The organism is Exiguobacterium sp. PvP048, from assembly GCF_040549175.1.
Classification (GTDB): Bacteria; Bacillota; Bacilli; order Exiguobacteriales; family Exiguobacteriaceae; genus Exiguobacterium_A; species Exiguobacterium_A artemiae.
The window spans coordinates 33,066-50,194 of sequence record NZ_JBEPSU010000010.1; the positions used below are offsets into that span (position 1 = coordinate 33,066).

At 49.2% G+C, this 17,129-nt stretch carries 19 protein-coding genes; 18 read left to right on the top strand and 1 reads right to left on the bottom strand.

The genetic code is table 11. The annotated features are described in order from the left end of the window. Nucleotides 1-18 precede the first annotated feature (18 nt). The 5 genes from ABIC15_RS13880 to wecB all read left to right on the top strand — a co-directional run bounded on the left by ABIC15_RS13880 (nucleotide 19) and on the right by wecB (nucleotide 4,746). On the top strand, nucleotides 19-1,050 hold the full coding sequence (locus ABIC15_RS13880; protein ID WP_354020962.1) for an ABC transporter permease: 1,032 nt from the start codon (nucleotides 19-21) through the stop codon (nucleotides 1,048-1,050). Next, on the top strand, nucleotides 1,047-1,691 hold the full coding sequence (locus ABIC15_RS13885) for an ABC transporter ATP-binding protein (RefSeq protein WP_354020963.1): 645 nt from the start codon (nucleotides 1,047-1,049) through the stop codon (nucleotides 1,689-1,691). Before ABIC15_RS13880 ends, ABIC15_RS13885 begins: the two co-directional genes overlap by 4 nt. Before the next feature lie 107 nt (nucleotides 1,692-1,798). Then, the gene (locus ABIC15_RS13890; protein WP_318929021.1) at nucleotides 1,799-2,770 is read left to right on the top strand and encodes a hypothetical protein; all 972 of its coding nucleotides are present in this window, start codon (nucleotides 1,799-1,801) and stop codon (nucleotides 2,768-2,770) included. 82 nt (nucleotides 2,771-2,852) lie between these two features. Further along, nucleotides 2,853-3,482 carry a uracil phosphoribosyltransferase gene (gene upp / locus ABIC15_RS13895; RefSeq protein ID WP_012371551.1) on the top strand — a complete coding sequence of 210 codons (630 nt, stop codon included), beginning with the start codon at nucleotides 2,853-2,855 and terminating at the stop codon, nucleotides 3,480-3,482. A gap of 127 nt (nucleotides 3,483-3,609) precedes the next feature. Then, the gene (gene wecB, locus ABIC15_RS13900) at nucleotides 3,610-4,746 is read left to right on the top strand and encodes a non-hydrolyzing UDP-N-acetylglucosamine 2-epimerase (RefSeq protein WP_354020964.1); all 1,137 of its coding nucleotides are present in this window, start codon (nucleotides 3,610-3,612) and stop codon (nucleotides 4,744-4,746) included. A 347-nt stretch (nucleotides 4,747-5,093) separates the two neighbouring features. On the opposite strand, the gene ABIC15_RS13905 is transcribed toward wecB, so the two are convergent. Beyond that, nucleotides 5,094-5,885: a pentapeptide repeat-containing protein gene (locus ABIC15_RS13905; protein WP_354020965.1), complete on the bottom strand. Its 792-nt coding sequence runs from the start codon at nucleotides 5,883-5,885 to the stop codon at nucleotides 5,094-5,096. Between the two features lie 650 nt (nucleotides 5,886-6,535). On the opposite strand from ABIC15_RS13905, the gene ABIC15_RS13910 reads away from it, so the two are divergent. From ABIC15_RS13910 to mreB, 13 genes are all read left to right on the top strand, one after another. After that, on the top strand, nucleotides 6,536-6,754 hold the full coding sequence (locus tag ABIC15_RS13910) for an AtpZ/AtpI family protein (RefSeq protein ID WP_012371548.1): 219 nt from the start codon (nucleotides 6,536-6,538) through the stop codon (nucleotides 6,752-6,754). Beyond that, nucleotides 6,751-7,137, top strand: a complete 387-nt coding sequence (locus ABIC15_RS13915; protein ID WP_012371547.1) for an ATP synthase subunit I — start codon at nucleotides 6,751-6,753, stop codon at nucleotides 7,135-7,137. The genes ABIC15_RS13910 and ABIC15_RS13915 overlap by 4 nt, the downstream gene beginning before the upstream one ends. Nucleotides 7,138-7,145: 8 nt before the next feature. After that, nucleotides 7,146-7,889 carry a F0F1 ATP synthase subunit A gene (atpB, locus tag ABIC15_RS13920; RefSeq protein ID WP_012371546.1) on the top strand — a complete coding sequence of 248 codons (744 nt, stop codon included), beginning with the start codon at nucleotides 7,146-7,148 and terminating at the stop codon, nucleotides 7,887-7,889. A gap of 75 nt (nucleotides 7,890-7,964) precedes the next feature. After that, on the top strand, nucleotides 7,965-8,177 hold the full coding sequence (gene atpE / locus ABIC15_RS13925; RefSeq protein WP_012371545.1) for a F0F1 ATP synthase subunit C: 213 nt from the start codon (nucleotides 7,965-7,967) through the stop codon (nucleotides 8,175-8,177). Nucleotides 8,178-8,314: 137 nt separating this feature from the next. Continuing rightward, nucleotides 8,315-8,848 carry a F0F1 ATP synthase subunit B gene (gene atpF / locus ABIC15_RS13930; protein ID WP_012371544.1) on the top strand — a complete coding sequence of 178 codons (534 nt, stop codon included), beginning with the start codon at nucleotides 8,315-8,317 and terminating at the stop codon, nucleotides 8,846-8,848. Then, nucleotides 8,848-9,381 carry a F0F1 ATP synthase subunit delta gene (locus ABIC15_RS13935; protein WP_012371543.1) on the top strand — a complete coding sequence of 178 codons (534 nt, stop codon included), beginning with the start codon at nucleotides 8,848-8,850 and terminating at the stop codon, nucleotides 9,379-9,381. The genes atpF and ABIC15_RS13935 overlap by 1 nt, the downstream gene beginning before the upstream one ends. Nucleotides 9,382-9,400: 19 nt before the next feature. Further along, nucleotides 9,401-10,909, top strand: a complete 1,509-nt coding sequence (atpA, locus tag ABIC15_RS13940; RefSeq protein WP_012371542.1) for a F0F1 ATP synthase subunit alpha — start codon at nucleotides 9,401-9,403, stop codon at nucleotides 10,907-10,909. Between the two features lie 57 nt (nucleotides 10,910-10,966). After that, a complete protein-coding gene (atpG, locus tag ABIC15_RS13945; RefSeq protein ID WP_012371541.1) occupies nucleotides 10,967-11,818 on the top strand; it encodes an ATP synthase F1 subunit gamma in 852 nt (283 codons plus the stop codon). A gap of 35 nt (nucleotides 11,819-11,853) precedes the next feature. After that, nucleotides 11,854-13,272 (top strand): F0F1 ATP synthase subunit beta, encoded by a 1,419-nt coding sequence (gene atpD, locus ABIC15_RS13950; RefSeq protein WP_012371540.1) that lies wholly within the window; start codon nucleotides 11,854-11,856, stop codon nucleotides 13,270-13,272. Between the two features lie 26 nt (nucleotides 13,273-13,298). Continuing rightward, nucleotides 13,299-13,712, top strand: coding sequence for a F0F1 ATP synthase subunit epsilon (locus ABIC15_RS13955; RefSeq protein WP_114597336.1), 414 nt, complete (start codon nucleotides 13,299-13,301; stop codon nucleotides 13,710-13,712). Between the two features lie 321 nt (nucleotides 13,713-14,033). Beyond that, the gene (locus ABIC15_RS13960) at nucleotides 14,034-14,267 is read left to right on the top strand and encodes a DUF1146 family protein (RefSeq protein WP_114597337.1); all 234 of its coding nucleotides are present in this window, start codon (nucleotides 14,034-14,036) and stop codon (nucleotides 14,265-14,267) included. A 235-nt stretch (nucleotides 14,268-14,502) separates the two neighbouring features. Beyond that, on the top strand, nucleotides 14,503-15,807 hold the full coding sequence (murA, locus tag ABIC15_RS13965; protein ID WP_114597338.1) for a UDP-N-acetylglucosamine 1-carboxyvinyltransferase: 1,305 nt from the start codon (nucleotides 14,503-14,505) through the stop codon (nucleotides 15,805-15,807). 169 nt (nucleotides 15,808-15,976) lie between these two features. Further along, a complete protein-coding gene (gene mreB, locus ABIC15_RS13970) occupies nucleotides 15,977-16,960 on the top strand; it encodes a rod shape-determining protein MreB (protein ID WP_354020966.1) in 984 nt (327 codons plus the stop codon). The last annotated feature ends 169 nt before the right edge of the window (nucleotides 16,961-17,129 follow it).

A 17,129-nucleotide genomic window follows, 5' to 3' on the forward strand; every position in this document is an offset into this window, starting at 1 on the left:
AAACAGGAGGGATGAAAGATGAAGATGGGATGGCGTGAATTGATTCGGATGCGACAACGCTTCTTCTTGATGGCAGTCGTGACGACATTGATCGTCTTGTTGATTTTGATGATTTCCGGACTTGCGGACGGACTGGCCTATGACAATGGAGCAGTCGTCCGTAACTTGCCGATCGAGCAGGTTGCCTTAAGCAAAGATGCGGAAGGGCAGCTGACGCGATCGTTTTTAGACCGGATGGATCAACCGGCGGCGACGGAAGCGTTAGGTGTACAAAACATGGTGCTCGAAAAACAGAATGGAACCAAAGAAGATGTGACGGTGTTTGCTTCACCGGGTGATACGCGTTACGGACCGCGTCAATTGGCGGAGCTAAAAGACGGACAAGTCCTGGTCGACACACAGTACGCGAAACAGAACGGGACGAAAGTCGGTGATTCGTTTACGGACTTCCGGACGAAGCAGACGTTCGAAATCGTCGGAACGGTGAAGGATGGACGCTACAGTCATGCGCCGGTCGTCTGGATGACACTTTCGACATGGGACGGCTGGCAAGAAAAGATGGACTCGCGTTATGTCTCGGCATTCATCAGCGGGGAACCGATTAAAACAACGCTTGCGACGTATACGAAACAACAAATCGTCGAACAAGTACCGGGTTATGCGGCGGAACAAAATTCATTCCAGATGATGCGTCTTGCTTTGATCGTCATCGGGTCGTTGATTCTGACTGCCTTTTTCTACATCCTGACGATGCAAAAGATGAAACAGCTCGGCATCTTAAAAGCGATCGGGATTCGGACACGGACGATTGGACAAGGACTTGTCCTGCAAGTATTCTTGCTGACAGTCGTCTCGTTTTCAGTCAGTCTGCTGGCGACATGGACGATCGGCCAATTTTTGCCGGACGATTTACCGTTCCGCTTTGAATGGACGACGAGTCTGCTGTATGGCGGGTTGATTATCGTGACGGCGTTACTCGGCGGATTGATTCCGTTACGGGCATTAAAAAAACTGGAACCGGCGGATGCGATGGGAGGAATGACGGGATGATTAAGCTGACGGATGTCGAACAAACGTATGGCGCAATGAAAGTGCTGGAACACGTTTCGTTCGAAGCAAAAGAAAGCGAGTTGATTGCACTCGTCGGACCAAGCGGCAGTGGAAAAAGTACGTTACTCCAGTTGCTTGGCCTGTTGCAGACACCGTCCAGAGGGCGGATTCAGTTTGATGACCGGCTTCTGCAGGACACGTCGGACGAACAAAGACGACGGATGCGGTTACTTGAGATTGGATTCATCTTTCAGGAATCGCATCTCGTGCCTTTCTTAACGGCGGCGGAACAGTTGGAGCTCGTCGCGGAAGAAGCCGGTCAGACCATCGATGCGGCAATGCATCTTGAAACGTTTGGCTTACGTGACCGGGCCGACCATCTCCCGCAAGCCTTATCCGGCGGGGAGCGGCAACGGGTCGCGATTGCCCGGGCCCTTGTCAATGATCCGCGTCTCGTCTTAGCGGACGAACCGACGGCGAGCCTTGACTACACGAATGCCCGGCAGGTGATGGACCTGTTACGGCAACAGGCCCATGAGCACGGGAAGACCGTCATCGTCATCACACATGATGAACGGATGCTGACGTATTGTGACCGTGTCTTACGGATGGAAGATGGAGAGATTAAAGAAATGAATTAAAACAGGATACTGCTCTGACTTTTGTTTTCGTACTAAAAAATAAAAGTTGGAGCAGTATTTTTGATATACTGAACTGAATACGAATAATTTAAGGGTGGATTTAAACGATGGACTTATCTAAATTCATACGGTCGGAACTAGAGACGATTAATACGACACATATTACGAAATGGTTGGAAGATAAAAGTTTATCAAAACGTGACTATAAACGATTGGTTGAAGATTTTAAAGCCATTGTCATCATGGAACAAGCCGGTTTTTATGAACAGGCCGATGCACGGTTCATGCAGTGGAAACCTCTTCCGTTACCGGCGGAGATTTACCGTTACCGATTGGCGATTGCAGGAAAAATCGGTGGGAAACGATTGGCCCGAAAACGTTTTTCGGCATATCCTTCTGTTGTACAAAATCATTCGCAACTGAAGTCATGGAAAAAAAATCTTCGGAGTAATCCGTTGTGGTTAGGTGGACTAGTCGTAGCCGGCCTATTAGCAGTCGGAATTACGCAAGTTGATTTTTCCGAGGAAGCCCCTCCTAAAAAAACTTCCGAACAAACGAACGTTGAACAAAAGCTTGCGTCTTTAGAAAAAGAAGTCGAACAGCTGAAACAAAAAAATGAGAAGCTGACGGCATCTGAAGACAAAAAAACGGAAATCAAAAAGCCTAAAGCTGGCCAATCGAAAGAGACGGAAACAGAGGAGCGGAAGGAGTCAACGAAGGATCCTGAGCAAGCCCTTCAGGAGGCAGTTTCTTCCGTTCAGTCCAAAGAGTATGAAACGGCGAACCGATTGTTGACCGGAAATGTCCTGACGAATAAAGAGACAGCCGGTATGGCGCGTTTCTACAAATTGATTGCAGCCGGAAAGCTGAAGGAAACGAAACAAAGTGACTACCTGGCGTACCGGAATGATTTCCCGGAATCCGGTTACATGAGTGATGTCTTATGGATGCAGGCTGTTTACGAACAAAAAAATAAAGTCGGTAATTACAAAACGACATTACAGGAATTAGCGAAACAACCGGACAACGAATGGTCATATGCTGCGAAGGCAATCCTGGAAGGGAAGAGTACGCTGTGAGATTGATTCAAAGAAAACAGTTCCCAAGCAGTCGCTTTTTAGAGTACAATGCGAAAAGAGAATGGAGAGGAGATGCAAAACAATGAGTAAAGTACATGTATTTGATCACCCATTGATTCAGCACAAGATGACGATCATGCGTAAAGTCGAAACAGGAACGAAACAATTCCGGGAGCTTGTCGACGAAGTGGCTTCATTGATGGCATATGAACTCACGCGCGATCTTCCGCTTACTGACGTTGAAATCGAGACACCGGTCACGAAAACGACGCAAAAGATGATCGAGGGTAAGAAACTGGGAATCGTTCCGATTCTTCGTGCCGGTCTTGGGATGGTGGACGGTATGCTTCGTATGATGCCGAACGTCAAAGTAGGACACATCGGTCTTTACCGTGATCCGGAAACACTTGAGCCGACAGAATACTATCTCAAATTACCGACAGACGTCGCAGAACGTGATTTCGTCGTCGTTGATCCAATGCTTGCGACAGGCGGTTCAGCTGCTGATGCAATCTCCTCTTTGAAAAAACAGGGTGCGCAAAGCATTAAGCTGGCTTGCCTCTGTGCAGCACCTGAAGGCGTCAAACGCATTCAGGAAGAACATCCGGATGTCGATATCTATCTTGCGGCACTTGATGAGAAATTAAACGACCATGGTTATATCGTTCCCGGACTCGGGGATGCGGGTGACCGTCTGTTTGGTACAAAGTAACCGGCAGAATGAAAGGCGCTTCCTGCGAAGGGAGCGTCTTTTTTTGTAGACTCGTCACGGGCGTGCACTGCGCACGTGACATGGAATATGTTTTAATGAAAACAGAAGCAAGAAGGAGGAAGTCCGTATGCCCATCAAAGTCATGCCGATTTTCGGCACACGACCGGAAGCCATCAAAATGGCACCGCTCGTTAACGTCTTAAAGAACAATCCTGCGTTTGAGGTCCATGTCACGATCACGGCCCAGCACCGGGAGATGCTTGATCAAGTCTTGGCGCTGTTCGAGATTACGCCTGATCATGACTTGAACATCATGAAAGCACGACAGACGCTGGTCGATATCACGACACGCGGTCTCGAGGGACTCGATGCCGTCATGAAGGAAGTTAAACCGGATCTAGTCCTAGTCCACGGTGACACGACGACGACATTCGTCGGCAGTCTCGCCGCCTACTATAATCAAATCGCCGTGGGACATGTCGAAGCGGGACTTCGGACATACAATAAATACTCACCATTTCCGGAAGAGGTGAACCGGCAACTGACCTCGACGCTGGCCGATCTTCATTTTGCACCGACCGATCAGGCGGCTTCGAATCTGGCGTCAGAAAACAGACATGCGGGTGTTTTCGTGACCGGAAACACGGCGATCGATGCCCTGCAAACGACGGTCCAACCGGATTATGTCCATCCTGTTCTCGAACAGATCGGTTCGAAACGACTTGTCCTGATGACGGCGCACCGGCGGGAAAACTTAGGTGCGAAGATGCATCAGATGTTCCGGGCGATCCGGCGTCTCGTCGACGATCATCCGGATATTCATGTCGTCTATCCCGTCCACTTGAATCCTGTCGTTCAGGAAGCTGCGAACGAGGTCTTTGGAGGACACGACCGGATCACCTTGATTCCGCCGCTCGATGTCTTTGACTTCCATAACTTTGCAAGTCGGGCGCATCTCATTTTGACGGATTCCGGCGGCGTTCAGGAAGAAGCCCCGTCACTCGGTGTGCCGGTTCTTGTCTTACGCGATACGACGGAACGTCCGGAAGGCGTCAAAGCGGGAACGTTGAAGCTGGCCGGAACGGATGAAGAAACGATTTACCGTCTCGCGAGCGAATTGCTCGAAGATGAAGCGGCGTATAAGGAAATGGCACAGGCTTCGAATCCGTACGGAGACGGTCATGCCTCCGAACGGATTGCGGCGGCGATTCTGAAACACTTTAATCAGGATGCGGCGTTTGAGCCGTTTAAAGTCGAGAACTGACGAAAGTGTAGACATACAGCAAAAGGACCGGTGCTACCGTCATAAACGGCGGCACCGGTCCTTTTATGGACTATAACAGAATCATCTGTTGTAAAAATAAACGTACGAACGATGTGTACACAATCCACGTGAACGTCCTCGTTTCATGCGACTCCTGCAGGAAAAAGCGCGTTTTTTTTGCGCTGTCAGAGACAAACGAGACCCGGTTTCCTGACTACAGGGCAGGAAAGCTGGCTTGTGTCTCGCCTGCGGAAAGCGCATGAGGAAGAGGACGGAACTGTCACGATAGAATGATACGTTATTTGCGATAAGGAAGGCACTTCTAGTAGACAATGATGAATACCACGTTACGCCCAGTGCGACGGGCGGAGCAACCGTTCCGGCAAACGTGTCTTCGCGTCACCTTGTGCCGCATTGACCTGCGCCTGTGTCAAAAACAACGCGTCGGTCAAATCAGCTCCCGCCAACTGACAGTCCCGCAGGTCGGCACCGAGGAAGTTGACGCCGCGTAATCGGCTGTTCGATAAGTTCGTCGCAAGCAAAAACTGACCGCGGACGCTTAAGCCGGAGAAATCCTGTCCGGCAAGATTTTTCCCGATCCAGTCGCGGGGAAGCGAACGTTTGCCTGTTTCGGCGACCGGCGTTTGAACCAGTTCTTCAATCTGAGAAAGAAGCGGTAGAACGGTTGCCCGGACTTGATCAAGATCGAGTGCCGCCAGTTCGTCCGGAGAAGAGCGGGTCAGGGCATCGAGTTCAGACAGCTTGTCCTCGAGCAACGGGTGAATCTTACGGGTGACCGGTCGGATGCCGTCCGTCAGGTACCACATCATTTCCTGCAAATGGACCATCTTCGGATAGAGGGCGTACATGACAGGTTTCGTCGTTTCATCGTAAATCCCTTGGAATGTCACCTGCGAAATCTGTTGACCGGCACCGAAGCAGTCATAGACGGTGCATCCTTTATAGCCGCTCGGGCGCAGCCGGTCGTGAATCCGGCAGCGGTACTCATTGTCTAAATTCCGGCAAGGCGTCGCTTCCGGTTTGTCGTGACCAAAATCGCTTGAAGCGGAAAATGCGAGGGCTGTACAACAAAGTCCGAAGCAATCCCCGCACTGAACACGAAAGCGTTCGGTTTCCATAAGGTTCACATCCTTTTGGTTTGTTCATATCACTTCTTTTTACCATATGTAGGCAATGGTTTTCAAATCGCGGGAGACGAGTAAAAAAACAGCAGACCATGACTGAGGTGGAAGAACTAAATGTATGATTTTCATAAAAAAAAGAGCCGCATCATGAACTTGAAAATAGAAAGTCATCCGTGAATTTTTAAGCTGTGATAAGGGACACACGGAACGAATTGGAAACCGCGCATCCGCTTTGTTACAAACAGATGTCAGAGGGGATAAACCGTCCCATAAAGGAAGCGTTTACAAATGTGAACGAAAAATGTTTTTTCACAAAATCGACACAAATCAGATTTAGGTGACTTGTTTCTCATTTCAGAACACGATATAACGTTACTGTTCAAGGATTTTGTTCACCTAGTGAACCATCTCGATAAACGTTGATAATACTACATATTTTCTTCACATCTTCGTGAAAAGAGTGGCACGGGACACCTCTGTGAAAACCTTATCAATTGTTGATATACAATGGTTTTACGGCTCCATTTTAATTGTGAATTCATTTGACTATGAAATGGTTCTCATTGTATTCTTGACTAGTATGAAAATCCGAAAATTGTGGGAAAGAAAAAGAACTCACAACTGGGAAAAGGGGGTCGTCTCTAGTGCGCCAAAAAGGGCTCGCGACGAGTATGGTCATGGCCTCGCAAATTTCGACGGCACTAGCCGCACCGATCGTCATCGGCTTTCTTGTTGGGAACTATGGGGAACAGCAGGATTGGTGGCAAAAGATGGGTGCGACGTTTGCAGTGTTCATCGGGATTTTCATCGGAATTCTTTGCATGATCGCAATGATCAGGCACTTGTTAGGAGACAAGACATGAATATCATCCTTCAAGATGCGTTGTATCGTGCGTACTTACGATGGTTCGGACTCTATTATGGAATCCTTGCTGTCCTGTTACTTGTCGGTTATCCGAGTGATCCGGTGATTTATGGACTGGCACTGGGTGGGGCAGGTAGCTTCATGATCTTGACGCTGCAACGATTAAGCGTCGATCGAATGTATCGTGTAATCGAGCGTGGGCGCAAGCCGATGTCTCGAGGGACCGTATCACGCATGGCGGTCGCGGTACTCTGTGTGATGATCGGCTTGAAGTATGAAGCCGAATTGTCATTAACTGCGGTGGTAATAGGCCTTCTCGCCGGCCACGTCATACAATTTTGTGAGTATTTTACTCACGAACTTAAGCGGGAAAAGAGGTGAATAATCAAATGAACCACGAAATGCCACTTTACGAAATCCCACTCTGGGGCGACTTCGTTCTGTACGGTAGCTGGACAAACTTGATCACAGTGCTGATTGCAGCTGCTCTCGTTTTCCTGATTGCCGTGGCCGGTACGCGACGTCTTGTGATGAAGCCGACCGGTGCTCAAAACGTGATGGAGATGTTCCTCGAGTTCGTTCGCGGAATCATCAGCAGCACGATGGACTGGAAAACAGGGGGTCGCTTCCTAACTTTCGGAATGACACTGTTCCTGTTCATCATCGTGTCCAACTTAATGGGTCTTCCCTTTAACGTTGTGACGGGTCACTACATTTGGTTCAACTCACCAACTGCAGATCCGTATGTGACACTTGCACTTTCATCTATGGTAGTGGTCATGAGCCATTATTACGGTGTGAAAATGCGCGGCTTCGGCTCGTATGCGAAAACGTTTATGACGCCGATGTTTATTATTACCATCATCGAGGAATTCGCAAACACGTTGACTCTCGGTCTTCGTCTTTACGGTAACATCTTCGCGGGTGAAATCATGATTGGTATCATTCTTTCGATCGGTATCGTCTCTGGAACGAACGATTTCCAATTCCTCGGACCAGTCGGTGCTATTCTGTCAGCGATCCCAATGTTGATCTGGCAAGGATTCTCACTCTTCATCGGAGCAATCCAAGCGTATATCTTCCTTATCTTAACGATGGTTTACATCGGGCATAAGGCAGCGCACGACCATTAATTCGAAGGTAAAGCATCTGCTTTTCCGATAATCGCACGACCAAATTTCGAACACAATCTAGGGAGGCAATTCATAATGGAACTTATTGCAACAGCGATCATCATCGGACTCGGCGCACTCGGCGCAGGTATCGGTAACGGTCTTATCGTAAACGGTACAGTATTAGGACAAGCACGTCAGCCAGAACTCAAAAACGAACTTCGTCAAACAATGTTCATCGGTATCGGTCTCGTTGAGGCACTTCCAATCATCGGTGTAGCGGTCGGTTTCCTTCTTCTCAACTCTTAATCCGTATTTCATTTTACGCACGAAGAACTGAGCTACATAGGGCGTTATTCGTTCCATTAGAGTGAACCGTCATGGGGGCTACGGCTCCCTTATGTAGATACTAGAAGTAGGACCAACCACGAGGGGAGTGTAATCGAATGAATCTCACGTATCGTGCGGCTGAAGGAGTTGCAGAAAGCAACCATCTTCTTCTCGCCAATATGATCGTCACGATCGTCGTTTTCCTCTTGCTCCTCATCCTCTTGAAGAAATTCGCATGGGGCCCGCTCGTCAACATGATGAAAGCGCGGGAAGAGCATGTGGCTAGCGAGATCAATTCGGCTGAGAAAAGCCGGAAAGACGCTGAAGTCTACGTAGAACAACAACAAGCAGAACTCAACAAGGCACGTACGGAAGCACGTGACCTGTTAGAAGCATCACGCCGTCAAGCTGAGGCAGAACAAGCACGTGCGATGGAGCAGGCACGTGTCGAAACAGAATTGAGCAAGGAAGAAGCTCGCCGTGCAATCGAACGTGAACGCGCTGAAGCACAAGCTGCTTTGAAGAACGATGTTGCTCTTCAAGCAATCGCTGCAGCACGCCACGTCATGAAAACACAGCTGGCGACAGACGAAGCGGCACAACGTGCACTCGTCGATCAATTCCTCGCTGATACTAAGGGCACGAACTAATGCGTGACCACGTAGCGGGACGCTACGCAAAAGCGCTCTTCGATCTTGCACTTGAGCATCATGTGCTCGACCAAGCAGAAGCTGATGTGCGAACGCTCGGCGAAGTGCTCCACGCAACACCAGAGCTCGCATCGGTGTTAGAAAACCCATCGATTTCTGCAGAAGAGCTGAAGCAAGTCCTTCAGACGAGCTTCACAGGCTTCAATACGATTGTCTTGAATACAATCCTCGTCATGGTCGAAAACGACCGGGCATCGGAAGTATTGTCATTACCAGAGCATTTCATCGCGTTGTTGAATGAGCACCGTAACGTTGCGACAGCAATCGTGACAAGTGCATACAAACTGTCAGACGAAGAACTCACGAACGTGAAGGAAACGTTTGGCCAAAAATCAGGTAAAACGCTTGAAGTAGAAAATGTTGTTGATACGAACGTAATCGGCGGACTTCGTGTTCAAATCGGTTACACGACATATGATGGCACGATCGAAACGAAACTAACGCGACTTGAGCGTGAGCTGTTAAAAGCGTAAGAAAATAGGGGTGAAACGCATGAGCATTAGAGCTGAAGAAATCAGCGCCCTGCTTAAAGCGCGTATCGCGCAGTACGGTTCTACGATGGAAGTGAACGAGACAGGTACAGTCATCCAAATCGGTGATGGTATCGCTCGTGCACACGGACTCGACAACGTCATGTCGGGAGAGCTCGTAGAATTCGCTAACGGCACAATGGGCTTGGCGCAAAACTTAGAAGAAGGCAACGTCGGTATCATCATTCTTGGTGACTACCTTGAAATCAAAGAAGGCGACTCTGTTCGCCGTACGGGCCGCATCATGGAAGTACCAACTGGAGACGCACTCCTCGGACGTGTCGTTAACCCGCTCGGTATGCCAATCGATGGTCTTGGTCCAATCGAAACAGAACACTATAACCCAATCGAGCGTAAAGCTTCTGGTGTCATGGCACGTAAATCGGTTCACGAACCGCTTCAGACGGGAATCAAGGCAATCGATGCCCTCGTTCCAATCGGCCGCGGACAACGTGAGTTGATCATCGGTGACCGTCAGACGGGTAAAACGTCGATCGCCATCGATACGATCATCAACCAAAAAGAAGAAAACATGATTTGTATCTACGTCGCAATCGGACAAAAAGAATCAACAGTCCGTGGTGTTGTTGAAACACTCCGTAAAAACGGTGCACTCGATTACACAATCGTCGTTTCGGCAGCAGCTTCACAGCCGGCGCCACTTCTTTACCTCGCACCATTCGCTGGTGTAGCGATGGGTGAACACTTCATGGATCTCGGCAAGCACGTTCTTGTCATCTATGATGATCTTTCAAAACAAGCAGCGGCATACCGTGAGCTTTCGCTTCTTCTGAAGCGTCCACCAGGCCGCGAAGCCTACCCGGGTGATGTCTTCTACCTTCACTCACGTCTCCTTGAGCGTGCAGCGAAATTGAACGACGGACTTGGCGCAGGTAGCTTAACAGCACTTCCGTTCATCGAGACACAAGCGTCGGATATCTCGGCTTACATCCCGACAAACGTTATCTCGATCACGGATGGTCAAATCTTCCTTCAATCGGATCTCTTCTTCTCAGGTGTCCGTCCAGCGATCAACCCGGGTCTCTCGGTATCGCGTGTAGGTGGTTCGGCTCAAGTAAAAGCGATGAAGAAGGTTGCGGGTACGCTCCGTCTTGACCTCGCTTCTTACCGTGAGCTTGAAGCCTTTTCACAGTTCGGATCTGACCTTGATAAAGCGACACAATCGAAGCTTAACCGTGGTGAGCGGACAGTAGAGGTTCTGAAACAGGATCTCAACCAACCGTTGACTGTCGATAAGCAAGTCATCATCATCTATGCCTTGACTCGTGGTCACCTTGATGATGTTGCCGTTTCAGATATTCGTCGTTTTGAAAAGGAACTCAACCTTTGGCTCGATCAAAATCGCAAACAACTTTGCGACGAGATCCGTAAAACAGGTAACCTTCCAGCTGACGAAGAAATCGTTACTGCAATCTCAGAATTTAAGAAAACGTTCCAACCGACAGTCTAAGACCTTGCTCTTAGGCTCGGCGGAACACTCTTGATACTAACAAGGTGGTGAATCGAAATGGCATCGTTGCGCGAGATACAAATGCGGATCAACTCGACGAAAAGTACGAAACAGATCACGAAAGCGATGAACATGGTTTCGGCGTCGAAACTGAACCGCGCTCAAGCACATAGCGCGAAGTTCCAGCCTTACATGCTGAAAATGCAGGAAGTGCTCGGAACCATTGCGAATGGCACGACAGGTGCTAGCCATCCGATGCTCGAAAAACGTCCTGTCAAAAAGACAGGCTATATCGTCATCACATCGGATCGCGGCTTAGCTGGTGCATATAACGCCAACGTGCTGCGTGAAGTCTACCGGGAAATCAATGAAAAGCATACTACGGACAGTTACGTCTTGTTCGTGGTCGGTAAAGTCGGTGTCCAGTTCTTCCGTTCACGCGGAATCACGGTCACGGATGCGATCACAGGACTAAACGATTCTCCTTCGTATGTCGATGTCGCAGAAATCGTGAAGCGTACAGTGAGTGCGTTCACGCTCGGCGAAATCGACGAACTCAAGCTGTGCTACAACCACTTCATGTCTGTCATCAGCCAGGAAGTGAAAGTCGAAACCCTTCTCCCGCTCGGAGAAATCGAAGCTTCGTCTTCGACGACTTATGAGTACGAGCCAAGCGAGGAACAAATCCTGGCTGAACTCCTTCCGCGTTATGCGGAGAGCTTGATTTTCGGTGCGCTTCTTGACGCGAAAGTAGCAGAACATGCGTCACGTATGACAGCAATGCAAAGTGCGACAGATAACGCAGATGACTTGATCGGTCGATTGACTCTCGTCTACAACCGGGCTCGACAAGCTGCAATCACGCAAGAAATCACAGAGATCGTCAGTGGAGCCGCTGCGCAGCAGTAATCCACTCGGCGTAATGATAGCTAGGAGGAAACACGATGAACGAACTCGGTTTAAAAGGCCGCGTCGTCGCGGTCATGGGACCTGTCATCGACGTTAAGTTCGACGGACACTTGCCGAACATCTACAACGCGCTTCGTATTCAATATACGCCGCAAACAGTAGAAGAAGTGGCTATCGACTTAACGCTTGAGGTCGCCTTGCACCTTGGTGACGACGTCGTCCGTACCATTGCGATGGATTCTACGGATGGTGTACGCCGCGGAGTGGAAGTACTGGACACTGGTGCTCCAATCTCGGTACCTGTCGGAGAAGCAACGCTTGGTCGCGTCTTCAACGTACTCGGTAACCCAATTGATGAAAAAGAACTTGATGCAAGCGTGGAACGTCTTCCGATCCACAAAAAAGCACCGACGTTTGATAACCTTTCAACAAAAGTTGAAATCCTCGAAACAGGAATTAAAGTCGTTGACTTACTCGCTCCTTACATCAAGGGTGGTAAGATTGGTCTCTTCGGTGGTGCTGGTGTAGGTAAGACCGTCCTCATCCAGGAATTGATCAACAACATCGCCCAAGAGCACAGCGGTATCTCGGTATTCGCAGGTGTTGGTGAGCGGACGCGTGAAGGTAATGACTTGTACCACGAGATGACGGATTCAGGCGTTATCAAACAAACAGCGATGGTCTTCGGTCAGATGAACGAGCCGCCGGGCGCACGTCTTCGTGTTGCCTTGACTGGTTTGACAATGGCAGAATACTTCCGTGATGAGCAGGGACAAGACGTTCTTCTCTTCGTTGATAACATCTTCCGTTACACACAAGCAGGTTCAGAGGTATCGGCCCTTCTCGGTCGTATGCCGTCTGCCGTTGGTTACCAGCCGACACTTGCGACAGAGATGGGTATGCTTCAAGAGCGTATCACGTCAACAAACAAAGGTTCGGTTACATCGATCCAAGCGGTTTATGTACCAGCCGATGACTATACTGACCCGGCTCCTGCAACGACGTTTGCCCACTTGGATGCAACGACGAACCTTGAGCGCCGTCTCTCTGAGATGGGTATCTATCCTGCCGTGGATCCACTTGCTTCGACTTCACGTGCCCTTTCACCGGAAATCGTCGGCGAAGAGCATTACGGTGTAGCTCGTCAAGTTCAGGAAACACTTCAGCGTTACAAAGAACTTCAAGATATCATCGCGATCCTCGGTATGGACGAGTTGTCTGAAGAAGACAAATTGACTGTACACCGTGCGCGTCGTATCCAGTTCTTCTTGTCGCAGAACTTCCACGTAGCTGAGCAGTTCACAGGACAAAAAGGATCGTACGTCCCAGTTAAGGACACGATCCGCGGCTTCAAAGAAATCCTCGGTGGGAAACATGATGATTTGACGGAAGAAGCATTCCGTCTCGTCGGTCCGATCGAAGATGCGATTGAAAAAGCGAAGACGCTTGTCTAAGTGACAAAGCATAAGGGGGACTTGAGATGAACACACTTCATGTCAATATCGTCACCCCGGATGGCGAAGTGTATGATGGGAATGTTCGTATGGTCGTCGCGAAAACGATATCTGGTGAGATCGGGGTTCTCCCGCACCACGTACCGCTCGTAACACCACTCGACATCAGCATCTTGAAGTTGCGCCACGAAGATGGCGGACGCACGTTGATCGCTATCAGCGGTGGCTTTATGGAAGTGCGCCAGGATACAGTGACGGTTCTTGCTGAAACGGCTGAAGCAGCGGACAAGGTCGATTACGACCGTGCCTCGGCTGCGAAAGTCCGGGCAGAACGTCGCCTCCAGGACACGAAATTATCAGATCTTGAGTTCAAACGCGCTGAGCTTTCATTGAAACGCGCAATCAACCGTCTCAACCTAAAAGAGTACGGTCGCGATTGATCCAAGTTAAAAGACCCGGTTTCCGTCATGGAAGCCGGGTCTTTTTTTTGAGGAGAGGTCAATGATTTCCTGCAGGACAACCGCTTTCACAAATCTGTTGGATGATTCAGGTTTAACAACGCTAAAAAAAGTAAAAGGACATATATGTGTCCTCTTCACACATTTTTCAATCTTATTATGTGGAATTTTCCATAATACTCTTTTCATAATATATTTTATACGCTAAAATAAATTATCTTGTGCCTTTTTGTTTGCGCAATCATTCATTGTATGAAATCATGGTAAGGTTGGAAAAACCTTAACAGAAGAGGTGCAGTAGCAGTGACGTCAATCGGTTTAAGTGCATTAATCAGTATGCTCGTTTATTTAACGGCGATTGTCTTCGCCTGGTGGTCACTCCTTCCGGTCAAGTGGGAGAAGTTCCTGCAACATCCGAAAGGACCGCAGGCTGTTGTCTTACGTGTGTTGCTTGCCGTGGCGCTCGGTTCGCTGATCGCCCGCTTTTTGCTCGACTATTCAGGATTCGCACAGCGTCTCCAGTTCTTAGTCGGGTGAACTTGTAACTTCGTTGTAAACCCTAAATCATCAATCTGATTTAGTATGGAACAGGATAGTATTCTTATAATGAAGAAACGTAACCATTGTCAAGCTGAAAAGTCGTGTTGGATTTGGAATGAGAGATTAACTATAGGGTGTTTCTCTTCTATCATGCGTTGGTCTTCAACTATGATGCACACCAATCGCGAATTGAACATAATAGAACAGAAACGAAAGCAGAGGAGTATGAGTAATGGAAAAAATCGTTGTCCGTGGCGGACGTAAATTAGCTGGAACGGTAAAAGTAGAAGGTGCAAAAAACGCAGTCTTGAAAACATTGGTCGCAACATTGCTGGCTTCAGAAGGTACATCGGTCCTTCAGAACGTTCCCCGTCTGGCAGACGTCTATACCATCAATAACGTCTTACGGAACCTGAACGCAGAAGTAACATTCGATGCTGAAGCAAACACAGTCTCGGTCAATGCAGAAGCAGAATTGAAAGACGAAGCACCACTTGAATACGTTCGGAAGATGCGTGCGTCAATTCTTGTCATGGGACCACTCCTTGCGCGTCTCGGTCGTGCACGTGTCGCCATGCCGGGTGGCTGTGCGATTGGTTCACGTCCAATCGATCTTCACTTAAAAGGATTCGAAGCGATGGGCGCGAAAACAATCATCGGCAACGGATTCGTTGAAGCACACGTTGACGGTCGTCTGCAAGGTGCAAAAATCTACCTCGACTTCCCGTCAGTCGGTGCAACAGAAAACATCATGATGGCAGCGACACTTGCTGAAGGTACGACAGTCATCGAAAACGTCGCGAAAGAACCGGAAATCGTCGATCTCGCAAACTTCCTCAACGCAATGGGCGCAAAAGTCCGCGGTGCCGGTACAGAGACGATTCGCATCGAAGGTGTTGAAAAACTTCACGGCGGCAACCACTATGTCATTCCAGACCGCATCGAAGCCGGTACATTCATGATTGCAGCTGCAATCACGGAAGGTGACGTTGAAGTCATCGGTGCCGAGCGTGAACACCTCCGTCCATTGATTTCGAAAATGGAAGAGATGGGTGTTAAAATCTCGGATACAGAAGAAGGACTTCGTGTCGTCGGACCGAAGAAACTCGTTGCGATTGATGTCAAGACGATGCCACACCCTGGTTTCCCGACAGACGTTCAAGCGCAAATGATGGCGTTGGTCTTAAAAGCAGAAGGTACTTCTGTCATCACGGAAACAGTCTTCGAAAACCGTTTCATGCACGTCGAAGAATTCCGTCGTATGAACGCTGACATCAAGATCGAAGGACGTTCATCGATCATCACAGGCGGCATCCAGCTTCAAGGCGCAGAAGTCCTTTCAACGGACCTTCGTTCAGGGGCAGCACTTGTGACGGCAGGATTGATTGCAGAAGGCGAAACACGTGTTGGTGCCTTGCATCACATCGATCGTGGATACGTTGATTTCCATCTTAAATTACAAGCACTCGGCGCAGATGTCGAACGCATCACGGAAGAAACAGTGGCCATCGAAGAGACGGCGGCGACGAAGCTTTAAGCTATCATTTCATTCCAATACATTCTTGACGACTTTCTCAAAAAGAAAGTCGTCTCTTTTTGTTTCCCTGTGCTAGAATTGAAAGGTATGTATACATAAATGGGTTAGACGTCCAAACGACGTTCTAAATTTTGGAATAATAGCCAGTGGACAAAGGAGATCACGCGAGATGTTTTTGACAAAGGATATCGGAATTGACTTAGGGACGGCGAATGTCGTCATTCACGTAAAAGGTAAGGGAATCGTACTCGACGAGCCGTCAGTCGTCGCTATTGATAAATTAACAGGCAAAATTCATGCGGTCGGAACGGAAGCCCACCAAATGGTCGGCCGGACACCGGGAAACATCGTCGCCATCCGTCCATTACGCGATGGGGTCATCGCTGATTTCGAGATGACGGAAGCGATGTTACGTCACTTCATCGATAAAATTGAAGTCCGGAGTATGTTCGGCGGGGTCCGGATGTTGATTTGTACACCGGCCAGCATCACGACGGTCGAAGCGAAAGCGATTCGTCAAGCAGGTGAAAAATCAGGCGCGAAAACCGTTTTCCTCGAAGTAGAACCAAAAGTCGCCGCCGTCGGAGCGGGTATGGATATCTGGATGCCGGCCGGACACATGGTCATTGATATCGGTGGCGGGACAACAGATGTCGCGGTCTTGTCGATGGGCGATATCGTCTGCGGTGAAACGATCAAAGTCGCCGGAGACCGGTTTGATCATGATATCATTCGTGCGATCAAGGACAATCATAAATTGATTATCGGGGAACGGACAGCTCAAAACGTCAAGATGACGGTCGCGACCGTTTCAGACGAGGGGCGCCAGGAAGAGATGGACATTCGTGGCCGGAATCTCGTGACAGGTCTCCCGGACAACATCACGATTTCATCGCAGGAGATGCATGAAGCATTGGCGGAAGCCGCAATGGAAATCGTCGAAGCGACAAAACGGGTCCTCGAGAAAACACCACCGGAACTGGCGGCAGACATCATCGACCGCGGAATTATCCTGACAGGTGGCGGAGCATTGCTTGACGGCATCGACCAGTTGCTGGCGAAAGAGCTCGGACTGCCGGTCCTCATTGCAGAAGATCCGATGTTATGCGTTGCACGCGGGACAGGGATCATGCTGGATCATTTAGGGAAATAATCCGAATGAATGCTTGTGTCGGACGTCTCCGCCATCCTCGCTTTCCATGGGCGGAAGGTAAGCCGCGGCATCCCGCACTCCATGCGGTCATGCCGGGTCTTACCTATTCCTGACGGAAGCGTAAATCACGCTTCCTTTTCCCATAGGAGTCGAGGATTTCGTTTCCGTC

Excerpts from the sequence above, each read along its gene's own strand:
- ABIC15_RS13885 (WP_354020963.1), top strand. The coding sequence starts at position 1,047 with ATGATTAAGCTGACGGATGTCGAACAAACGTATGGCGCAATGAAAGTG.
- ABIC15_RS13880 (WP_354020962.1), top strand. The coding sequence starts at position 19 with ATGAAGATGGGATGGCGTGAATTGATTCGGATGCGACAACGCTTCTTC.
- upp (WP_012371551.1), top strand. The coding sequence starts at position 2,853 with ATGAGTAAAGTACATGTATTTGATCACCCATTGATTCAGCACAAGATG.
- wecB (WP_354020964.1), top strand. The coding sequence starts at position 3,610 with ATGCCCATCAAAGTCATGCCGATTTTCGGCACACGACCGGAAGCCATC.
- ABIC15_RS13890 (WP_318929021.1), top strand. The coding sequence starts at position 1,799 with ATGGACTTATCTAAATTCATACGGTCGGAACTAGAGACGATTAATACG.
- atpA (WP_012371542.1), top strand. The coding sequence starts at position 9,401 with ATGAGCATTAGAGCTGAAGAAATCAGCGCCCTGCTTAAAGCGCGTATC.
- atpF (WP_012371544.1), top strand. The coding sequence starts at position 8,315 with ATGAATCTCACGTATCGTGCGGCTGAAGGAGTTGCAGAAAGCAACCAT.
- atpB (WP_012371546.1), top strand. The coding sequence starts at position 7,146 with ATGAACCACGAAATGCCACTTTACGAAATCCCACTCTGGGGCGACTTC.
- ABIC15_RS13935 (WP_012371543.1), top strand. The coding sequence starts at position 8,848 with ATGCGTGACCACGTAGCGGGACGCTACGCAAAAGCGCTCTTCGATCTT.
- ABIC15_RS13955 (WP_114597336.1), top strand. The coding sequence starts at position 13,299 with ATGAACACACTTCATGTCAATATCGTCACCCCGGATGGCGAAGTGTAT.
- ABIC15_RS13915 (WP_012371547.1), top strand. The coding sequence starts at position 6,751 with ATGAATATCATCCTTCAAGATGCGTTGTATCGTGCGTACTTACGATGG.
- atpD (WP_012371540.1), top strand. The coding sequence starts at position 11,854 with ATGAACGAACTCGGTTTAAAAGGCCGCGTCGTCGCGGTCATGGGACCT.
- murA (WP_114597338.1), top strand. The coding sequence starts at position 14,503 with ATGGAAAAAATCGTTGTCCGTGGCGGACGTAAATTAGCTGGAACGGTA.
- ABIC15_RS13905 (WP_354020965.1), bottom strand. The coding sequence starts at position 5,885 with ATGGAAACCGAACGCTTTCGTGTTCAGTGCGGGGATTGCTTCGGACTT.
- mreB (WP_354020966.1), top strand. The coding sequence starts at position 15,977 with ATGTTTTTGACAAAGGATATCGGAATTGACTTAGGGACGGCGAATGTC.
- atpE (WP_012371545.1), top strand. The coding sequence starts at position 7,965 with ATGGAACTTATTGCAACAGCGATCATCATCGGACTCGGCGCACTCGGC.
- atpG (WP_012371541.1), top strand. The coding sequence starts at position 10,967 with ATGGCATCGTTGCGCGAGATACAAATGCGGATCAACTCGACGAAAAGT.